This window comes from Mesorhizobium huakuii (assembly GCF_030160235.1).
Classification (GTDB): Bacteria; Pseudomonadota; Alphaproteobacteria; order Rhizobiales; family Rhizobiaceae; genus Mesorhizobium; species Mesorhizobium huakuii.
Map to the genome: position 1 here is coordinate 1 of NZ_BSNY01000041.1, position 20,443 is coordinate 20,443.

A 20,443-nucleotide genomic window follows, 5' to 3' on the forward strand; every position below is an offset into this window, starting at 1 on the left:
GGGCGCGGCTGCAGCCGGGGGCGGATTGGCCGGCGCATTCGTCGCGGTCGGCGGCGTCGTCAGCGCGGCGACGGATTCACCCTCGCCTACGCCGGTTTGTCCACCGGCCGGGCCCGGGTCGGTCTCGCCGCCTTCGGGCGTCAGCCGCTGCGTGAATTTCGTCCCCTCGGCACCTGCCGCGGGCGCTGGCGCCGCGGCGGCGTCGGTCGCCGGCTTGGCCGGCGCCGGTTTCACCGGTTCGGTCTTGGCGACGACCTTGCTGCCGTCCAGGCCCAGCATCTTGCTGAAGGCGCCCTTGTTGAGCCAGATGCCATAACCGCCGCCGGCAACGACCAGCAAGGCGACGACGGCGGCGATCAGCCCGCCATAGCTGCGCTTGCGCTCGGCCGGGCGCAGGCGGAAAGTATCGGCCGCCGCCGGCTCCTCATCGTTCGGGAAGACATCGGCGCGGCCATCGTCCTGGTCCGCATCCATGCCCGGCAAGGCATGGTCGGCGGGATCGGGGGCCGCCGGCTGTACCGGCGTGGGTTTCTGCCAGCTCGGCTCGGTCTTGGCTGCGGGCGGCGGCGCGGGCCGGTAAGGTTCCGGCGTGGCGGCAGGCGGCGACGCGGGTCGGTAAGGCTCGGGCTTGGCGGCTGGCGGTGCCGGCCACGCCGGCTCCGCCTTCACCGGCTGGCGCGTGTGGCTCGGCTGGTTCTTGTTGCGGTCGATCGAGGAGAAGATGTGTTCCAGCTCCGCGAGCGGGTCCGTTTCCGGCACGCTCTTGGCATACTCGCGCTCGACGCTCGTTATGGCGTTTTCCAGTGAGCGCTTTTGCGCGCTTATGGCTTCGGTGGCCAGCGGCGGCGAATATTCCGCAAGCTTCTTGGCCAGCATGGAACGAACGCTCTCATAGATGCGCGTACGCTTTTCGGGCGTCTCGTTGCCATGCTTGTCGAGCGCCTTTTTCAGAACAGCAACAAAATCTGCCATGCTTCAGTCGACCTGTATTTTGCTTCCGCGCCGGCCCCCGCAAATCAGCCGTGATGCCCGGAAAGGCTTCAGAAACTAGTCTTGAAACGGATCGGTCACAAGTATCGTATCGTCCCGTTCCGGGCTGGTGGAGAGGAGTGCCACCGGCGCGCCGATCAACTCCTCTATGTATCGGACATATTTGACGGCCTGGGCCGGAAGGTCGTTCCAGCTGCGCGCGCCGGCAGTGGTGCCTTTCCACCCTTCCAGCGTCTCGTAGACCGGTTCGACACGGGCCTGCGCGCCCTGGCTGGCCGGCAAATAGTCGATCATCTCGCCGTCGAGGCGATAGCCCGTGCAGACCTTGATCTCGTCCAGCCCGTCGAGCACGTCGAGCTTGGTCAGCGCGATGCCCTTGATGCCGTTGACGGCGACGGCCTGGCGCACCAGCACCGCGTCGAACCAGCCGCAGCGGCGCTTGCGCCCGGTGACGACGCCGAACTCATGGCCGCGCGTGCCGAGGAATTCGCCGATCTCGTTCTTCTGTTCGGTCGGGAACGGACCTTCGCCGACGCGTGTCGTGTAGGCCTTGGTGATGCCGAGCACATAGCCGATGGCGCCCGGACCGACGCCCGAGCCGGCTGCTGCCTGCCCGGCCACCGTGTTGGACGAGGTGACGAACGGATAGGTGCCGTGATCGATGTCGAGCAGCGTGCCTTGCGCGCCCTCGAACAGGATGCGTTCGCCGGCGCGGCGCTTGTCGTCCAGGATCTTCCAGACCCGGTCCATATAGGGCAGGATCTCGTCGGCGACCGAGGTCAATTCGGCCATGATCGCGTCATGCGTGACTTCACCATGGCCAAGCCCGCGGCGCAGCGCATTGTGATGCGTCAGCAGCCTGTCGACCTTCAGGGGAAGCGTTTCCAAATCCGCCAGATCCATCACCCGCACCGCGCGCCGACCCACCTTGTCCTCATAGGCCGGACCAATGCCCCGGCGGGTCGTGCCAATCTTCGTCCCGGAATTTGACGCGGCGTCCTCGCGGAATCCGTCCAGCTCCCGGTGCAGCGACAGGATAAGCGCTGTGTTTTCGGCTATTTTCAGGCGATCCGGCGTCACTTCGACGCCCTGCGCCTTGAGCTTGGCCACTTCGGCCACGAAGGCATGCGGGTCGAAGACAACGCCATTGCCGATGATGGACAGCTTGCCCTGCCGCACGACGCCGGACGGCAACAACGACAGCTTGTAGACCTTGCCGTCGACGACCAGCGTGTGGCCGGCATTGTGCCCACCCTGGAAACGCACCACGACATCGGCGCGCTCCGACAGCCAGTCGACGATCTTGCCCTTGCCTTCGTCGCCCCACTGCGAGCCGACGACCACCACATTGGCCATGTTTCTTTTCCCTTGAGACGCCGCCGAGCGGCTTGGATATGGTTCGAAACGACAGGCCTCTATAGCGTCAAGACCTCGCGAGTGCGACCTTTCTTTGCCGTCGAAAATGCCCTGAGGCACAACAATTTTCGGCTTTGACATCATTTACTTGGGCTGAGAGGGGCAATAGGCCGGCAAACACCGCGACGCATACGTCGCGGCCGGAATCCCGCGATGCATCGAAGCGCCTATCTACTCCTGCTGCTCACCACCTTGCTGTGGGGTGGCAATTCCGTGGCCGGCAAGCTGGCGGTCGATCACGTCTCGCCAATGATGCTGGTCTTCCTGCGCTGGGTGCTGGCAGTGGCGATCCTGCTGCCGATCGGCTGGCGCACGATCCAGCAGGACTGGCCCGTGGTGCGCCGGCACTGGTTCATTCTGGCGGCACTCGGCGCCAGCGGCTTCACGCTGTTCAACGTGATCTTCTACACGGCGCTGAACTATACGACGGCGATCAACGTCTCGATCGAACAGGCGGCGATGCCGATCCTGATCATGACGGCCAATTTCATCTTCTTCCGGCTGCGCGTGAACTGGGCGCAGATCGCCGGCGTCGTGCTGACCATTGCCGGCGTGATCCTGACCGCTTGCCACGGCGATCCGCGCCGGCTGCTGACGCTGGAGCTCAATTTCGGCGACGCCATCATGCTGGTGGCGGTCGTCCTCTACAGCGGCTATTCGGTCGGGCTGCGGCTGAAGCCGGCGATGCGCTGGCAGAGCCTGATGCTGGCCATGTCGATCGCCGCGCTCATCACCTCGCTGCCCTTCGTGCTGTGGGAGGTCGCAGCCGGCAAGGCCATCGTGCCCGACGCGCGCGGCTGGACGGTCATCGTCTACACCGCGATCGGCGCCTCGGTCGTCTCGCAGATAACCTACATCAGGGGCAACGAGCTGATCGGCGCCAACCGCGCCGGCCTGTTCATCAATTTGGTGCCGATCTTCGGCACGCTGCTTTCGGTGCTGATCGTCGGCGAGACGTTCCAGCTCTATCAGGCGCTGGCGCTGGTCCTCGTGCTGGGTGGCATCGGGCTTGCCGAACATAGCGGGCGCAAGATGGCGGTGCCCCCGCGGGCCAAGGCGCGCTGAGCAGCAAGAAGGCGCGGCAAACGCCGCGCCTTCCGATCTTGGCGAAAGCCGGGATCAGATCCCGCCGACGTCGAACTGCAGCCGCTTGGCAGAATCGATCGACTTGTGCGCCCGCACCTGCTCCAGCACCTTTTCCGGGAACGGCGCGTCAAGATAGAGCAGTGCGATGGCGTCGCCGCCCGGCCGGTTGCGACCAAGCTGGAAATTGGCGATGTTGACGCCATTCTCGCCGCACACAGTGCCGAGCAGGCCGATGATGCCGGGCGCATCGGCATTGGTGGTGTAGAGCATGTGCTGGCCGACCTCGGCGTCGAGGTTGATGCCCTTGATCTGGATGAAGCGCGGCTTGCCATCGGAGAAGCAGGTGCCGGCGATCGAGCGCGTCCTGTGTTCGGTCTTGACCGTCAGCTTGATGTAGCCGTCGAACACGCCCGACTTGTCGCGCTTGACCTCGGCGACGATGATGCCGCGCTCCTTCACCATGATCGGCGCCGAAACCATGTTGACGTCGGCGACCTGCGGCCGGATCAGCCCGGCCAGCGTCGCGCTGATCAGCGCGCGCGTGTTCATCGTCGCGGTGGAGCCGTCGAACAGGATCTCGACCTCCTTGATCGGATCCTCGGTGACCTGGCCGACAAACGCGCCGAGCACTTCGGCGAGCTTGACGAAGGGCTTCAGCCGCGGCGCTTCTTCGGCCGTGATCGACGGCATGTTGATGGCGTTGGAGACGGCGCCCTTGATCAGATAGTCCGACATCTGCTCGGCGACCTGCAGCGCGACATTCTCCTGCGCTTCCGCCGTCGAGGCGCCGAGATGCGGCGTCGCGACCACGTTTTCCATGCCGAACAAGGCGTTCTGCTCGGCCGGCTCCACCTCGAACACGTCGATGCCGGCGCCCGCCACCTTGCCGCTCTTCAGCGCCGCGATCAGATCGGCCTCGACGACCAGCCCGCCGCGCGCGCAATTGATGATGCGCACGCCGTTCTTCATCTTGGCGATTGCCGCGGCATCGATGATGTTGCGCGTCTTGTCGGTCAGCGGCGTGTGCAGCGTGATGAAGTCGGCGCGGGCGAACAGCTCCTCCAGTTCCACCTTGTCGACGCCGAGCTCCTCGGCACGCTTGTCCGACAGGAACGGGTCGAAGGCGATGACATGCATCTTCAGGCCGACGCCGCGTGTGGCGACGATCGAGCCGATATTGCCGCAGCCGATGACGCCCAGCGTCTTGCCGGTGATCTCGACGCCCATGAAACGGTTCTTCTCCCACTTGCCGGCATGGGTCGAGGCGTTGGCTTCCGGGATCTGGCGCGCCAGGGCGAAGATCATCGCCACGGCATGCTCGGCTGTGGTGATCGAATTGCCGAAGGGCGTGTTCATCACGATGATACCCTTGCGGCTCGCCGCCGGGATATCGACATTGTCGACGCCGATGCCGGCGCGGCCGATGACCTTGAGCCTGGTGGCGGCGTTGATCAGCTTTTCGGTGACCTTGGTCGCCGAGCGGATGGCAAGGCCGTCATACTGGTCGATCACTTCGAGCAGCTTTTCCTTGTCCTTGCCGAGGTCGGGCAGATAGTCGACCTCGACGCCGCGATCCTTGAAGATCTGCACGGCGGTGGGAGAGAGTTTGTCAGAGACGAGAACGCGGGGCGCCATGGCGGCCTCCTTGAAATGGGATTGATCCGGGAATGGGCGGCCCGCAGGCCGCCACGGAAGTCTCAGGCCGCCGCTTTCAGCGACGCCTTCTGCGCGGCGAAAGCCCACTCGAGCCAGGGCAGCAGCGCCTCGAGATCCGACGTCTCGACCGTCGCACCACACCAGATACGCAGTCCCGGAGGCGCGTCGCGATAGGAGCCGATGTCATAGGCGACACCTTCCTTGTCGAGCGCCGAGACCAGCCCCTTGGCGAAAGCCGCCTGACCGTCGGCGTCGAGCGCCGCGATATCCGGATCGGTGAAGGACAGGCAGACCGACGTGTTCGACCGCGTCTCCGGCTGGACGGCGAGATGACCGAGCCACGAGGACCTGTCGACGAATCCGTCGAGCACGGCGGCATTGGCATCCGCCCTGGCGACCAGCGCATCGAGGCCGCCGATCGACTTCGCCCAGTGCAGCGCGTCGAGATAGTCCTCGACGCACAGCATCGACGGCGTGTTGATGGTCTCGCCCTTGAAGATGCCCTCGATCAGCTTGCCGCCGGAGGTCAGGCGGAAGATTTTCGGCAGCGGCCATGCAGGCTTGTAGCTCTCCAGCCGCGCAACGGCGCGGGGCGACAGGATCAGTATGCCATGCGCGCCCTCGCCGCCCAACACTTTCTGCCAGGAGAAGGTAACGACATCGAGCTTTTCGAAATCGAGCCTTTGCGCGAACGCCGCCGAAGTGGCGTCGCAGATGGTCAGGCCCTTGCGGTCGGCAGGAATGAAATCACCGTTCGGCACGCGCACGCCAGAGGTCGTGCCGTTCCAGGTGAAGACCACGTCGCGGTCGAAATCGATCTTGGCCAGATCCGGCAATTCGCCGTAGCCGGCCTCGAGCTTGCGCACGTCGGGCAGCTTGAGTTGCTTGACCACATCGGTGACCCAGCCGGAGCCGAAGCTTTCCCAGGCGACCATGTCGACGCCGCGCTCGCCGAGCAGCGACCACAGCGCCATCTCGACGGCGCCCGTGTCCGACGCCGGCACGATGCCGATGCGGTAGTCGGCCGGAACCTGGAGGATTTCGCGCGTCAGCTCGATCGCCTGTTCGAGCTTGGTCTTGCCGATCTTGGCGCGATGGGAACGGCCGAGCGCGGCATTCTTCAGCGCCTCGACCGACCAGCCGGGGCGTTTTGCGCAGGGACCTGAGGAGAAATTGGGGTTTGCCGGACGGAATCCGGGCTTCGTATGCGTCGTCATCGTGGTCTATCCTTCCAGATAGTGGCCCCTCGTTGGGGAGGGGTGGCCCACGGACGGCGATATGCGTTCAGGCCTCGGGCGTCAAGAGGAAAGTTTTTGTCGCTGCCGGGATACCGGCGATCCGCGATCAGGATCGCGTGATTTCAAACGCGAACGGCGGACCACTGGGATCCGCCGCCAAAATCCTGATCTGTCCCAAGCCTACCAGAGATCGTAGCGCAGCCCGAGCTTGACCTGGTGATTGCTGATCCCCTTTTTGACCGGAAAGGAGGTCAGGCTTTCGGCCGTCACATATTCGGCATCCGGAGCGGAGAAATACTGATAGCCCAGATCGACGGAAACGTTCTTCGTCACCTGGTAGGCAAGGCCCGCATTCAGCGTATAGGCCAAGGAGTATTGCGTCTTGTTGTCCTGCACGTTGAAACTGTTGGCGGGGACATTGTTGTCCGTGTAGCGCGCCGAAAGCTTGTGCGTGCTGCGCACGACACCGATACCGGCGCCGAGATAAGGCGTGATCCCGACATATGTGCCGAGATCGACATAGCCATTGAGCAGCCCCGAGAAGGCGTAATTCTTCAACGATACCGATGCCACGGTCGGCAATGTCGGCAACGTTATGACCGCTGTATCATTATAGCTGGCGCTGGCGTTGTTGCCGGGCAGATAGCCGAAGTTGAGATCGGCGCGAAGGTAATCGTTGAAATGATATCCGAAGCCGACGCTCGCAAATAATGCGTCTTCGCTCTCACCAAAGCTTTCGTTGTTGATCGTTGACGGGAAGGTGAAATCCCCATTTTCGAAGCTCTTCTGCACCAGATAGGAGACGTCGCCGCGCAGATACCAGCCGGAACCGACCTCGACCGGCACATAGTCGGGCGCCTGGTCGGCGTAGATCGGTGGATCGTAGTCGGCGGCGAATGCCGGTGTCAGCGGCAAGAGGCCGAGTCCGGCAAGCGCCAGCACAATACGCGATATGAGTGTCATGGTCCCCGACTCCCGGATTTTACGACAGCTGCAACCAACACGGCAGCCATCGTTTTCAGAGAGCATTGTTAACCATAGTGGTTAAGTCGCGGTTAAGGCTAACAGAGCGTTAGCGAATTGATTTCGCTGACGCATGTCGCCCAAAATGACCTTCGTTTCGAGGCGATGCTCCAGGTCCCTCATCAGCGCCGGCTCAAACGAAAACCGCCCGGCTGAGCCGGGCGGTTCGCGACCATTCGAGGCAGGAAAGTCTTACTTGGTGTAGATCGGCTCGGGTTCGGGCTGGTAGGCCACCGGTACGCTGCACCCGTTGTTGCCGCCAAACTGATAGCGGAGGCCGCCACGCACTTCGTGGGTGCTGAAGCCGTGATCGAAGCCCGGCCCGGCGCCCGGCGTGGCGCCGCTTGGACCATACTCGAACATGCGACCGCCCTGGATATGGGAGAAGCGGTAGCCAGCATCGAGGATGACCTTGTCGGTCAGGCAGTAGGAGGCGCCGGCCATGACCGCGTAGGCGAAGCGCCAGCTGGATACTCCCGGGTTGGACTCGGTGGCGCCCGGGGTCGGGTCGTAGACGGTATCCCACTTGACGCGCGCGCCGCCGATACCGGCGCCGACATAAGGCGTGATGCCGTGCCAGGTGCCGATATCGACATAGGCATTGGCGAGCAGCAGCAGGGCGCTCATCTTCGACGCTTCGACCGAGGTCGAGACCAGATCCGAGGTGGCGCCGTTGAAGTTCGACTTGAACCAATAGTCGGCGGTCAGATCGGTGCGGAAGTGTTCGTTGATCTTGTAGCCGACACCGGCGCCGAGCGAGAAGCCGCCCTTGAGCTTGCCATAGTCGAAGGACTTGCTGCCAGCGACCCCGACAGGAGGTCCGCAAGGGCAAGGTGCCGCGCCATAGGTGATGTAGTCGATGTCACCCATCTTCGACTTGTGATAGTCGATGTCGCCACGGATATACCAGCCGCCGACGTCGACCGGCTGCTCGTAGACTGGTGGTGGCGGCGCCTCTTCGACCTGCGGCTCAGGCAGGTCGGCTGCGAACACCGGCCAGGCCAGGCCCGCGAACAGCAACGCGAACAGGGCCTTTCTTGCTGTATTGAACATGCTTGTCACCCCTAGGAACCCTCGGCACGCGATCGCGTCCGAACGAGATTGGCTTTCAGGCGTGGATAATGAATTGGAAAAGTTAAAAGGCGTTTAACCCTGTCGATTAACCACGAATCTCTAAAATTCGAGGAATCCGGGAATGATTTCGATAGTAAGGGGGTCGGTCCCCGGCCAATAAAAAGCCCACCGAAATGGCGGGCCTTGATGCAACCGGAACGGTGGTGTGACGCGCCTCGGCGCGCCGGAGATCAGGCCGCGCTGCGGGTCTCCGAAATGACGTCGACAATGTCGTTGACGACGGCCTCGACCAGTTGCGGATCGTCGCCCTCGGCCATGACACGGATCAGCGGCTCGGTGCCGGACGGACGGATGACCAGACGCCCGGCCTTGCCGAGACGGTTGCGCGCATCCTCGATCGCGGCCTTGACCGGAGCTTCCTCGAGCGGCTTGCCGCCGGCGATACGGACATTCTTCAAGAGCTGCGGCACCGGCTCGAACTTCTTCGACAGTTCGCTCACCGGGCGTCCCTGGCGCTTGATGCAGGCCAGCACCTGCAGCGCCGACACCAGGCCGTCGCCGGTGGTCGAGAAATCCGACAGAACGATATGGCCCGACTGTTCGCCGCCGACATTGAGCCCATGCGCGCGCATATGCTCCACGACATAGCGGTCGCCGACCTTGGTGCGGTGCAACTGCAGCTTCATGTCTCCGAGGAAGCGTTCGAGGCCGAGATTGGACATGACCGTCGAAACCACGCCGCCGCCGGCAAGCCGTCCGCTCTGGTGCCAGGACTCGGCGATCATCGCCATGATCTGGTCGCCGTCGACGATCGCGCCATTCTCGTCGACGATGACGACACGGTCTGCATCGCCATCGAGCGCGATGCCGATATCGGCGCGCACTTCATGCACCTTCTTCTGCAGGCCGGCCGGATGCGTCGAGCCGCATTCCTTGTTGATGTTGAAGCCGTTGGGTTCGACATTGATGGCCACGACTTCGGCGCCGAGTTCCCACAGCGCCTCGGGCGCCACCTTGTAGGCCGCGCCATTGGCGCAATCGACGACGATCCTGAGGCCCGAAAGCGACATCGAGCGCGGCAATGTGCGCTTGGCGAACTCGATGTAGCGGTCATGCACGCCGTCGACACGCTTGGCGCGGCCAAGCCCGTCGGAATCGGCGAGTGTCAGTTCGATATCCTTGTCGAGCATGCCCTCGATGCGCTCTTCGATCTCGTCCGAGAGCTTGTAGCCGTCCGGACCGAACAGCTTGATGCCGTTGTCGTAATAGGGGTTGTGCGAAGCGGATATCATGACGCCGATATCGGCGCGTAGCGAACGCACCAGCATGGCGACGGCCGGGGTCGGGATCGGGCCGAGCAGGAACACATCCATGCCGGCGGCGCAGAGACCCGCCACCATCGCATTCTCGATCATGTAGCCGGAAAGCCGAGTGTCCTTGCCCAGAACGACACGATGACGGTGGCTGCCGCGCTGGAACGAAAGGCCGGCAGCCATGCCGACCCGCATGGCGATTTCCGCGGTCATCGGAAACTTGTTGGCGCGCCCGCGGATACCGTCCGTGCCGAAGTAATTCCCTGCCATGCTAGTTCAATTCCCTGAAGGTTCTTTGCCGGCATCTCATGCCATAATTGGCCAGCGCGTCATGATCACATTGTGTGATTATATGTTACCAATCCTTAGAAAATCATTGTTGTGCACCGCACACAACAAGGCTGCATCCTGACCTGGCGGCACCGCGGCGCTGCAATATACCAGTTCTGCGAGCTATACGCTGCAGCTGCACGCGGAAAATCTTGTTTTTAACCCGGCAAGGGACAATGATTTCATCACCTTATCGGGAGGAGCAGGCTTTGGGCGATATATACGCCACTTAGCATCTGGCGCAACCGACCGTTGAGCGTTATTGATTCGCTGGGACGTATAATGGGCTGCTGCAACGGAGAAACGCTATGCTCATCCACCGACTTGCCACTTTGACCGGCCTCGCCGTAGTGACGTTGTTCCTGGCCGCGCCAGCCAACGCACTGACGATGGCCGAGTGCAGCACGAAGTATAACGCCGCCAAGGATGCGGGGACACTGGCCGGACAGACCTGGAACCAGTTCCGCAAGGCACAATGCGGCACCGATGCCGCCGCCACGACGGATACCAAGCCGGCCGACACGAAGAAGGCAGCCGAAACCAAGCCGGCCAAGCCGGCCAAGGCAGCGGCCGCCGACGCGGGCGCCGCGAAAGGCCTGACGGCCAAGGAATGCAGCGCCAAGTACCAGGCGGCGAAGGCCGCCGGCACGCTGAACGGCATGAAGTGGAACGACTTCCGCAAGAGCGAATGCGCCGCCGGCGCGTCCGCCGCGGCTGACACCACCAAGCCGGCAACCACCAAGGCAGCCGCGGCTCCGGCCGACGGCAAGGGCCTGACCATGGCCGAATGCAGCGCCAAGTACCAGGCTGCCAAGACGGCGAACACGCTGAAAGGCCAGAAGTGGAACGACTTCCGCAAGGCAGAATGCGGCGCCGCCGCCGCCGATGACGACAGCGTGCCTGCTCCGAGCGAGGCAAACTACACCAAGGAGCCGGCAAAGCCGACGACGGCTGCGCCCAAGGGCGTCACCTTCCCGTCCGCGATCTCGCCGAAATATGCCAGCGAGACCCCCGGAAAGGGCCGCATGCACACCTGCCTCGACCAGTACTATGTCCTCAAGGACGCCAACGCGCTTGGCGGCCTGAAGTGGATCCAGAAGGGCGGCGGCTTCTACAGCCTGTGCAACGCCAAGCTGAAGGGCTAGGCTACGCATTCCCCGGATCGATGAGGCATGAGCCGGCTGAGATCGAATTGAGCTAGACAGAAAGTCTGGCAAGGATAGGCAAAGGCCCGCGATGCATCTGCTTCGCGGGCCTTTTGTTGCTCGCGCGGCCTTGTTCGCATCTATCGCGGGAGCTTCCGGCATCAATTCGCCCACACCGCCCACCGCCGGACTTATCGCCAGCTCCCAAAGATTCTAGTTGAACATATCAGGAACAAACAATATACAAAAGGATGTCTAACTAACTTGTTATCAACCGGGAGGTTCTTATGCCCAATTTGAAATTGGCGGTATTGGCTGTGACGGCATCGGTTGCTTGGAGCGTCGCCCCTGCAAGCGCACTGACGATGAAGGAATGTGGCGAGACCTATCGGACAGCCAAAGAAGGCGGCACTCTGAACGGCATGGACTGGGCCGCTTTCCGCAAGGAGAAATGCGCGACGCCCGCTGCGGAGAGTGTCAGCGGGGATACCGTCAAAACCGCGCCGCAGCCGAAAAAGGAAACCGAAGCGGCAGTCGCCCCCACTGTAGCGCCGGCGGGCGTGACATTCCCAACCACCCTCGCCGCCGAGTTCAAGACCGAAAAGCCCGCGAAGGCGCGGATGAAGACCTGCCTGCAAGGCTACCATAGCAACAAGGATGCCGGCACGTTGAGCGGCCTCAAGTGGATCCAGAAGGGTGGCGGCTATTACAGCCTGTGCAATGCCAAGCTGAAGACCTGATCGGCAGCAATAGCTCAACAAGGAAAGGCCCACGAGCCGCAAGGTTCGTGGGCTTTTCTTTGTTCGCAATTGCCGAGCGATCTACACGCGTTTGCGCTGCCCCTCACCTGCCTGCCGGCATCCTCTCCCCGTATAGTGACGGGGAGAGGGGCGCTCTCATCTATAGTTTCGCCAATCACTAGCGCCGCAAAAAGCGACGACGTTGCGGCAAGCTACTTTCTCCCCGTCACATACGGGGAGAAATGCCCGGCAGGGCAATGAGGGGCGGCGCCGACTTCAACAATTGGCCGGCCTTGGTCCTGGCGAACCACGGCGGTGCCTTCACAAACGAGAACGCCGCGGAGAAGGCCGCGGCGTTTTCTTAAACTCAACAACGTTCTGCTCAGCTCGACGGCTGTGGCTCCATGCCGCCTTCGGGCTCGGGGCCTTTCTTGCGGCGGCCGCCGGACTTCGGCACGGCCGAGCCACGGCTGGGCGGCGTGTCGTCGCCGAGGTCGCGCGCGGGCTTCTCGCCGGCGATCAGCTGCTTGATCTCGTCGCCCGACAGCGTCTCGTATTCGAGCAGGCCCTGCGCCAGCGCGATCCATTCCTTCTTCTTCTTGGTCAGGATGGACTTCGCCGTCGAATAGGCCTCGTCGATCAGGCGGCGCACTTCGGCGTCGATGATCTGCGCGGTCTCTTCCGAGATGTTCTGCGTGCGCGCCACCGAATGGCCGAGGAACACTTCTTCCTGGTTGTCGCCATAGGCGACATGGCCGAGCTTGTCGGAGAAGCCCCAGCGCGTGACCATGGCGCGAGCCAGCTTGGTCGCCTGCTCGATGTCAGAGGAAGCGCCCGAGGTGATGTTCTCCTTGCCGAACTTGAACTCCTCGGCGACGCGGCCGCCCATCATGATGGCGAGGCGCGAGATCATGTATTTGTAGCTCATCGAATAGCGGTCGCCTTCCGGCAACTGCATGACCATGCCGAGCGCGCGGCCACGCGGGATGATGGTGGCCTTGTGCAGCGGGTCGGCCGACGGCACGTTGAGCGCCAGTATGGCATGACCGGCCTCGTGATAGGCGGTCAGCTCCTTCTCGGCCTGGGTCATGGCCGACGAGCGGCGCTCGGCGCCCATCATGATCTTGTCCTTGGCGTCCTCGAACTCGGCCATGGTGACGAGGCGCTTGTTGCGCCGCGCCGCCATCAGTGCCGACTCGTTGACGAGGTTCATGAGGTCGGCGCCGGAGAAGCCCGGCGTGCCGCGCGCAACCACCTTGAGGTCGACATTGGGCGCCAGCGGCACGTTGCGCACATGCACCTTGAGGATCTTCTCGCGGCCGACGATGTCGGGGTTCGGCACCACCACCTGGCGGTCGAAACGGCCCGGACGCAGCAGCGCCGGATCGAGCACGTCGGGACGGTTGGTGGCGGCGATCAGGATGATGCTTTCGTTGGATTCGAAGCCGTCCATCTCGACCAGCAGCTGGTTCAGCGTCTGCTCGCGCTCGTCGTTGCCGCCGCCGAGGCCAGCGCCGCGATGGCGCCCGACCGCGTCGATTTCGTCGATGAAGATGATGCAGGGCGCGTTCTTCTTGGCCTGGTCGAACATGTCACGCACGCGGGATGCACCGACGCCGACGAACATCTCGACGAAGTCCGAACCCGAAATGGTGAAGAACGGCACGTTGGCTTCGCCGGCGACCGAGCGGGCGAGCAGCGTCTTGCCCGTCCCGGGAGGGCCGACCAGAAGCACGCCGCGCGGAATCTTGCCGCCGAGGCGCTGGAACTTCTGCGGATCGCGCAGGAACTCGACGATCTCTTCCAGATCTTCCTTGGCCTCGTCGACACCGGCGACATCCTGGAAGGTCACGCGGCCATGCGCCTCCGTCAGAAGCTTGGCCTTCGACTTGCCAAAACCCATGGCGCGCCCGGATCCGGACTGCATCTGGCGCATGAAGAATATCCAGACGCCGAGGATCAGGATCATCGGCAGCCAGGAGATCAGGTAACCGAACAGCGAATTGGAACTGTCGGTTTCAGGTCGCGCATTGATGGTGACGTTCTTGTCCTGCAGCCGCGAGACCAGCTGGGGATCGCCGGGAGAATAGGTCTGGAAGCCGGTGGAATTGTCGGTGTAGGTGCCGGTGATGCGGGCGCCTGCAATGGTCACCGTCTTGACCCGGCCGGCAGCGACATCCTGCAGGAACTGCGAATAAGGCACATCGCTCGAAGCCCCGCGCGTCTGCGGCGTCTGGAACAGATTGAAGAGAGCGATGAGCAGGACCGCTATGATCGCCCAGAGCGCGAGGTTGCGATAGTTCGGATTCATCAATTGTCCCGTTGGCGTCCGCGCACGGACAGCATCATGAGAGGAAACTTGGGCCTAACATAGGGAGAGCGCCCCCCCTTGCCAAGCAGAACAGCACGTCTGGGTTAAGCTTTCGACCACCATCAATCGGCACTGTGGCCGCCCCATGGCGAAGCGGGAAGCGCTGACGCGCCGATCAATTCGGCGACGGCCCGCGCCGGCGCCAGATCGAAGGACGGCAGGAAGTGGGAAAAAGGCGACACGACCGGTCGCGCCACGAACGCTGGCGACCCCGGCTCGCCCTGCGGCAAATCAGGGTTTTCAAGGGCTTGCCGCGATGCCGGTTCCGCGGCCAATGCGGCGCGCATCAGGCTTGCCGGGGTTTCTTCATCATCGATCGCCAGCCGCCTTGCCGCTGTCGCGCCCAATGGTGCGATCAACAATGCGTCGGCCCTGTCGTTCAATGTGATGTGGCGACGGCCATCCCAGATAGTGTTGTCGACAGCGGTTGCGGCGGGTGGCAAGCCCCGCGCCTCGCGGCGCAGGAAGAGGCCGGCGCGTCGGAAATCGACCACCGTCCGCGACAATGTGGCGCAAAGAAATCCGGCTTTCAGCCGGCCGAACAGCGCCTCGCTGCGCGTCTGGTCCGGCAGGAAGGCAACGCCTCCGGCGGTGGCCAGCAGGATGCGCAACGCATAGATGGCCGCCCGGTCGTCGCCTGCGGTCAGCAGGGCTGGATCGAGCCGGATGAGGCCCGTGCCCGGCTGGCTGGCGAAGCGACGGATGAGATCGGCGGCGCCAGCGCCAAGCTGTCTGCGCTCGACGGCGGCCTGGCCGGCGAGCCTCAGCACATCCTCCACATGCCCGGCACTTTCGCCGGCAACCGCTGCGCGCACGCGCGGCCGCTCGAAGGCCTCGTCGATATTGGTCGGGTCATCGGCCCAGCCGACATGTTCGCGCCGCAGGAAATCGCGAAGCGCCGAGCGCCGCATGCCCAGAAGCGGGCGAATGATCCACTCGCGCCAGTCATAGAGAGTGCCAGGTGCCATGCCGGCAAGCCCACGGCCCGCCATGTCGGCAGGCTCCCGGTCTCGTGCATGTCGCATCAGCACCGTCTCGGCCTGGTCGTCGGCGGTATGACCGGTGGCGATCAGGCCGATGCCTTCCGCGCGCGCCGCCTCGGCCAGCAGATTGTAGCGCGCTTCCCGCGCCGCCGCCGGCAGGCCGGTCGATGGCTTGCGCCCGGACCACGTCAGGATGCGGTGGGCAATGCCGCGCTCAGCGCACAGCTTCGCCACGGCTTGCGCCTCGGCTGCCGAGCCCTGTCGCAGGCCATGGTCGATCGTCACGGCCAGCAGTTTCGCGGACGATGCGGTTCGGTCGAGATGCTGTTTGAGAAGGAGAAGCAGGGCGGTCGAGTCGCTGCCGCCGGACACGGCCGCGACGGCGCCGTGGGTAAAATCGATATGCGAAAAAAGTCTGGTCGAAAGATCAGGCTCGGTGTCGAGCATCAACGCATGTCGTCCAAAAATGGTCGCGGTCCGGAGACCAAGACATGCCTGGGAGAGATCAGCACGCAGCCAGGGCCTTCTCCTGCTTGACGCGTTCCTTGAGTGCATTGGAGATGTCGGGGTAGCGCTTGCCGACTTCGCTGAAGGTGGCACAGGCGACGTCGTGCTGCTTGAGGCCGACCAGCGACACGCCGAGCTTCAGCAGCATGTCGGGCGCCTTCTTGGCCTTGGGGTAGTCCTTGCTGGCGGCGAGGAAGACCTCGGCCGCGTCGCGGTATTTTTGCTGGCCAAGCAGCGATTCACCCAGCCAGTAATGCGCGTCCGCCGTCTTCGCATCACGGGGGAAGCGCGAGATATGATCGCGAAAACCCTGCTCGGCGGTGCTGTAGTCGCCCGATAGGATGAACTGATAGGAATTGCGGTAAAGCTCTTCCGGGTCCTTGGTGGAAGGCAGCGCCGCGACGATCGTGCCATTGGACTTGCCGGCCTTGGCCGGGGCCTTGGTCGCCGGGGCCGTGTCTTGCACCGGTGCGGTTGACTGGGTGTTGCCGCCGGCATCGATCACATTGCCGTTCTTGTCGACGGTGATGGAACCAAAGGTCTTTTCCGGCGCTCCCGTGCCCGGGATCACCTTGCCGGGATCGCCATCGGGGGATTCGACGATGACGTCCTCGACCGTCTTGCCGCCCGCGGACTGATTGCCGCCAGGCGCGGCGCCGGCATCAGCCGGAGCCTGCGTTGCCGGGGCCACCGCCACATCGGTGTTGGTGCCGGTGGTGGCGTCGGATTTCTTCTGCGCCGGCGGCTGTCCGCCCTGCGCGCCGCCTTCAAGCTGCTGGAAGCGGAACTCGTTGTCTTCCTGCTGCTTGCGGATCTGTTCCTGCATCTGCAGGATCTGGAAATTGAGCTCTTCGATCTTGCCGTTCATCTGGCGCAGCTGGTCCTCGAGCCCGGTGGCGCCGGCGCCGTTCGACTGCTGCGCGAACTGGACCTGGTCGGGTTTCTTCTTGTCGCCGAAGAGGCTGGGCAACTCGATGCTCGGCAGATGGAAGGAAAAGCCGCTGTCGGTCGATTGCCCGGTGCCGCTTGCCCCCGGGCCGCTTGCCAGGGCGGTGAAGCCTGATAGGAGCAGCGCCGCAAGCGTGCCGCTCAGAACCGATCTCAAATGCATGTGCCTCTCGCCGTGTGTCGTTAGTCTGTTCGCGCCTTCCAATCAGAATGGGACCAGCCAAGCGCCCTCGGCTCATAGCAGGACGCGAGACTTCGGCCAAATTTTGTTTCGGGCACCCGGATATGAAAAAGGCGGCCCGAAGGCCGCCTTTCGCGAAGCTGTGTTGCATTTTTGCCAGTCGGCGCGCTCGCGTCTCCCGACGCCGGCAACTCAGGACCCGGCGCCGCTGAGCGTGGTGACGGCACGGCGATTCTGCGACCAGCAGGAGATGTCGTCGCACACCGCGACCGGACGTTCCTTGCCGTAGGAAATGGTCTTCAGACGGCTGGAAGCGACACCCTTGGAAACCAGGAAGTCGCGGGCGGCGGCGGCGCGGCGGGCGCCGAGCGCCAGATTGTATTCGCGCGTGCCGCGTTCGTCGGCGTGACCTTCGACGACAATGGCATACTGCTTGTACTGGTTCAGCCACTGCGCCTGGCGGGCAAGCGTCGTCTGCGCGTCGGCGCGGATCGACGACGAATCCGTATCGAAGAAGATACGGTCGCCAATGTTGACGGTGAAGTCCTGCGCCGAGCCGGGCGTTGCGGCGCCGGCACCATTGAGGCCAAGGTCGGCGGCGTTGTTCGGCGTCTTCTTCGAAGCGCAACCGGCGATGGCGAGCATCGCCACCAGCGCGATCATGACCGGGTTTCTGGTAAGTGCTGCGATACGGCCCATGCCGCCTCTCCTTCGCATTTCGAGTGATTTCGTTGATCACCCAGTAACCACGTTTGGGTTAACCGGCATTCAAGAAACACGGTTAAAATTTGGTTTAGGCTGCCCGTCCGCAACCATTGGCTTGAAGCCACATTTCACGCGGACCGTAGGCGTAAATACGGCCAAAACGCGACCAATGCATGGAAAAGGGGCCGAAACGGCCCCTTTTCAGCATGTGTGGCAATTCGGCCGAACTTATTCCAGCAGCGGCGACCAAGCCGGATCGGATGCGAAGTTCGAGGTCGGGATCGGCTGCTCGTTGCGGCCGGTCAGGTCGACCGAAACCAGTTTCGGGCCGCCATTGGAGTCGCGGAAGAACATCAAGACGCGGCCATTCGGCGCCCAGGTCGGTCCTTCCTGCTGGAAACCTGACGACAGGATGCGCTCGCCCGAGCCGTCGGTCTTCATGACGCCGATCTGGAATTCGCCACCGGTCTGCTTGGTGAAGGCGATGAGATCGCCGCGCGGCGACCACACCGGCGTCGAATAGACGCCGTCGCCGAAGGAGATGCGGGTCTGGCCCGAGCCGTCGGCGCCCATGACATAGATCTGCGCGCGGCCGCCGCGGTCGGAGGTGAACACCACCTTGCTGCCGTCGGGCGAATAGGAAGGCGAGGTGTCGATGGCCGTCGAGTTGGTCAGCCGCGTCGTCGAGCGGCTGCGCAGGTCCATGGCGAAGATGTTGGAATTGCCGTCGTCGCGCAGCAGGCTCATGATCACCTTCTGGCCGTCGGGCGAGAAGCGCGGCGCAAAGGTCATGCCGGGGAAATTGCCGACCAGTTCGCGCTGCCCGGTCTCGATCTGCAGGAGATAGACCCGCGGCTGGCCGCTCTCGTAGGACATGTAGGTGATTTCCTGCCGGTTCGGCGAGAAACGCGGCGTCAGCACGATCGAGCGGCCATCCGAGAGGTAGCGGACATTGGCGCCGTCCTGGTCCATAATGGCCAGGCGCTTCTTGCGCGCGTTCTTGGCGCCGGATTCGTCGATGAACACGACGCGCGTGTCGAAATAACCCTTTTCGCCGGTCAGCCGCTCGTAGATGGCGTCGGCGATGATGTGGGCGACACGGCGCTGATTGGCGTCGTTGGCGAAGAACTGCTCACCGGCCATCTGCTGTCCGGCAAAGGTGTCCCAAAGCCTGTACTGGGCGCGGATGCGTCCGTCAGCTTCCTTGCTGACGCTGCCGGTAACCAGCGCCTGTGCATTGATCACCTTCCAGTCGTCGAAGCGAGGAGCCGCATCCGGGTTCGTTATCTTTTCGATGAAGGCGCTCTTGTCGATCGGCGCGAACAGGCCGGAGCGCTTCAGGTCGGCTGTGACGATCTGGGAAATCTGGGCGCCAAGCGCGTCGCCACCCTGGAAATCCGTGATGGCGATCGGCAGCGGCTCGACATTGCCCTTGTTGACGTTGAGCTCGACGAGCGCCCATGCCGGCATGGGGACCACGGCCGCCATGCCTAGCGCCATGGCTGCAATCGTCAGGAGCGGCTTGAGGAAGGATCTCATATCTTCTCGCTTCTCTTCTTTGATTGGGTGGGCGCCAGGCCTAGAGGCCGAGCATTTCCCTTGGATCGAAAGTGACCCGGATGTCGTTCCAGATATCCTGCTTGCCTGCAGGAACCTGCAGGCCGGCCACGTCGCATTTCTGAACCGCGCGAACCGCGCTCTCATCGAACTGCCGGTTGCCGCTGGACTTCTCGACGGAGGGGCGGCCGTCGAGCTTGCCGGAGTTATTCAGGTTGAAGCGCACGACCACGACGAAATTCTCCGAGCCCTCGAGGCCGACCGGCAACGTCCAGCAACCACCCAACTGGCTTTCCAGGGCGCCCTGCTCCGACTTCGACAGCTTCTGGCCCTGATCCTTGTCGCCGCCGAGCGAAGCCTGCTGCGTCGAACGCTTGGCACCGCCACCGGATGGCTTCTGCTTGTCGAGCAGGGCCGATATCTCATTGGCGTTGAATTGCTTGTCGTCGGACTTCGGCTTCGACGACGCTTCCTTGACCGGCTTGTCGGCATCCTTGCGTTCCGGCGCCTTGGCGCTTTCAGCCTGTGCCGGCTGCGGTTTCGGCCGCGCTTCCGGCGCGGGAGCCGAACTCGGCAGTTGCGTCTCTTCGGTCGGCGGGTCCTTGGCTATGGCTTCGGCAACGGCATCCGGCTTGACTTCGGGCGTCGGATCGATGGCCGCGGTCTTGTCCTGCGGCGGCGGGGTCGGCGCCGGCTTGACCGGCGTCGGCTTGGGCTCGGTCTGCTTGACCGGCTCGGGCTTGACCTCTTCCTTGGGGGTCGGCGCGGGCGCCACTTCCGTCGCCGGAATGGGCTTCGGCTTTTCCTGCGGCTTCGGCACGTCCTCGGTCTTCGGCGTCTCTTTGGGGGTCGGCGCGGGCGGCGGGGCCGAGGTCATGTCGACGGGCTTCGGCTTGGCCTCCGGCGTTATCGGCTTGTCAGTGTCGACGCTGTTTTCGCCGACCTTCTGCGCGGCCGGCACGATGTCGGGACGCTGCGTCGGCAGCGGCGCCGGCTTTTCATGCATCACGGCCTTCTTGTCGCCCTGCAGCGTCTGCGCGATGGCTTCCATCGGCACGATATCGACCGCGACCGACTCGACATCGGCGGACGGAAGCGCGGCCGGCGCCGACAAGGTGAACAGGCCAAAGGCCAGCACCGCCGTGTGCAAGATCACCGATGTGGTGAGGCCGGTCTTCAT

At 63.6% G+C, this 20,443-nt stretch carries 15 protein-coding genes and 1 pseudogene; 3 read left to right on the forward strand and 13 right to left on the reverse strand.

Annotation, left to right across the window (positions count from 1 at the left end; all coding sequences use genetic code 11):
• Together QQK95_RS21045 and QQK95_RS21050 are read right to left on the reverse strand one after the other, a co-directional pair.
• Positions 1-972, reverse strand: a pseudogene (locus tag QQK95_RS21045) (hypothetical protein); the annotation flags it as partial.
• A gap of 75 nt (positions 973-1,047) precedes the next feature.
• Complete coding sequence (locus QQK95_RS21050; RefSeq protein WP_010912013.1) at positions 1,048-2,346, reverse strand: adenylosuccinate synthase; 1,299 nt, start codon at positions 2,344-2,346, stop codon at positions 1,048-1,050.
• A gap of 213 nt (positions 2,347-2,559) precedes the next feature.
• Between QQK95_RS21050 and QQK95_RS21055 the strand changes: the two genes are divergently transcribed.
• Positions 2,560-3,471: a DMT family transporter gene (locus tag QQK95_RS21055; RefSeq protein WP_284276279.1), complete on the forward strand. Its 912-nt coding sequence runs from the start codon at positions 2,560-2,562 to the stop codon at positions 3,469-3,471.
• A 54-nt stretch (positions 3,472-3,525) separates the two neighbouring features.
• On the opposite strand, the gene serA is transcribed toward QQK95_RS21055, so the two are convergent.
• The 5 genes from serA to glmM all read right to left on the reverse strand — a co-directional run bounded on the left by serA (position 3,526) and on the right by glmM (position 10,066).
• Positions 3,526-5,127, reverse strand: coding sequence for a phosphoglycerate dehydrogenase (gene serA / locus QQK95_RS21060; RefSeq protein WP_284276281.1), 1,602 nt, complete (start codon positions 5,125-5,127; stop codon positions 3,526-3,528).
• Positions 5,128-5,189: 62 nt separating this feature from the next.
• A complete protein-coding gene (locus tag QQK95_RS21065) occupies positions 5,190-6,365 on the reverse strand; it encodes a phosphoserine transaminase (protein ID WP_284276283.1) in 1,176 nt (391 codons plus the stop codon).
• Positions 6,366-6,566: 201 nt separating this feature from the next.
• Complete coding sequence (locus QQK95_RS21070; RefSeq protein ID WP_284276285.1) at positions 6,567-7,349, reverse strand: outer membrane protein; 783 nt, start codon at positions 7,347-7,349, stop codon at positions 6,567-6,569.
• 252 nt (positions 7,350-7,601) lie between these two features.
• Positions 7,602-8,462, reverse strand: coding sequence for an outer membrane protein (locus QQK95_RS21075; RefSeq protein WP_284276287.1), 861 nt, complete (start codon positions 8,460-8,462; stop codon positions 7,602-7,604).
• Positions 8,463-8,713: 251 nt separating this feature from the next.
• Positions 8,714-10,066, reverse strand: coding sequence for a phosphoglucosamine mutase (gene glmM / locus QQK95_RS21080; RefSeq protein ID WP_284276289.1), 1,353 nt, complete (start codon positions 10,064-10,066; stop codon positions 8,714-8,716).
• A 368-nt stretch (positions 10,067-10,434) separates the two neighbouring features.
• Here glmM and QQK95_RS21085 point away from each other — a divergent pair, with 368 nt between their 5' ends.
• Together QQK95_RS21085 and QQK95_RS21090 are read left to right on the forward strand one after the other, a co-directional pair.
• Positions 10,435-11,271, forward strand: a complete 837-nt coding sequence (locus QQK95_RS21085; RefSeq protein ID WP_284276291.1) for a hypothetical protein — start codon at positions 10,435-10,437, stop codon at positions 11,269-11,271.
• 287 nt (positions 11,272-11,558) lie between these two features.
• On the forward strand, positions 11,559-12,011 hold the full coding sequence (locus QQK95_RS21090) for a hypothetical protein (RefSeq protein ID WP_284276293.1): 453 nt from the start codon (positions 11,559-11,561) through the stop codon (positions 12,009-12,011).
• A 382-nt stretch (positions 12,012-12,393) separates the two neighbouring features.
• On the opposite strand, the gene ftsH is transcribed toward QQK95_RS21090, so the two are convergent.
• The 6 genes from ftsH to QQK95_RS21120 form a co-directional block, all read right to left on the reverse strand.
• Positions 12,394-14,322: an ATP-dependent zinc metalloprotease FtsH gene (gene ftsH / locus QQK95_RS21095; protein ID WP_284276295.1), complete on the reverse strand. Its 1,929-nt coding sequence runs from the start codon at positions 14,320-14,322 to the stop codon at positions 12,394-12,396.
• 122 nt (positions 14,323-14,444) lie between these two features.
• Positions 14,445-15,812, reverse strand: a complete 1,368-nt coding sequence (gene tilS, locus QQK95_RS21100) for a tRNA lysidine(34) synthetase TilS (RefSeq protein WP_284276297.1) — start codon at positions 15,810-15,812, stop codon at positions 14,445-14,447.
• Between the two features lie 58 nt (positions 15,813-15,870).
• Positions 15,871-16,983, reverse strand: coding sequence for a tol-pal system protein YbgF (gene ybgF / locus QQK95_RS21105; RefSeq protein WP_284276299.1), 1,113 nt, complete (start codon positions 16,981-16,983; stop codon positions 15,871-15,873).
• A 210-nt stretch (positions 16,984-17,193) separates the two neighbouring features.
• Positions 17,194-17,700, reverse strand: a complete 507-nt coding sequence (gene pal, locus QQK95_RS21110; protein WP_010912025.1) for a peptidoglycan-associated lipoprotein Pal — start codon at positions 17,698-17,700, stop codon at positions 17,194-17,196.
• Positions 17,701-17,934: 234 nt separating this feature from the next.
• Positions 17,935-19,245 carry a Tol-Pal system beta propeller repeat protein TolB gene (gene tolB / locus QQK95_RS21115; protein WP_284276301.1) on the reverse strand — a complete coding sequence of 437 codons (1,311 nt, stop codon included), beginning with the start codon at positions 19,243-19,245 and terminating at the stop codon, positions 17,935-17,937.
• A 40-nt stretch (positions 19,246-19,285) separates the two neighbouring features.
• The gene (locus QQK95_RS21120; protein ID WP_284276303.1) at positions 19,286-20,443 is read right to left on the reverse strand and encodes a TonB family protein; all 1,158 of its coding nucleotides are present in this window, start codon (positions 20,441-20,443) and stop codon (positions 19,286-19,288) included.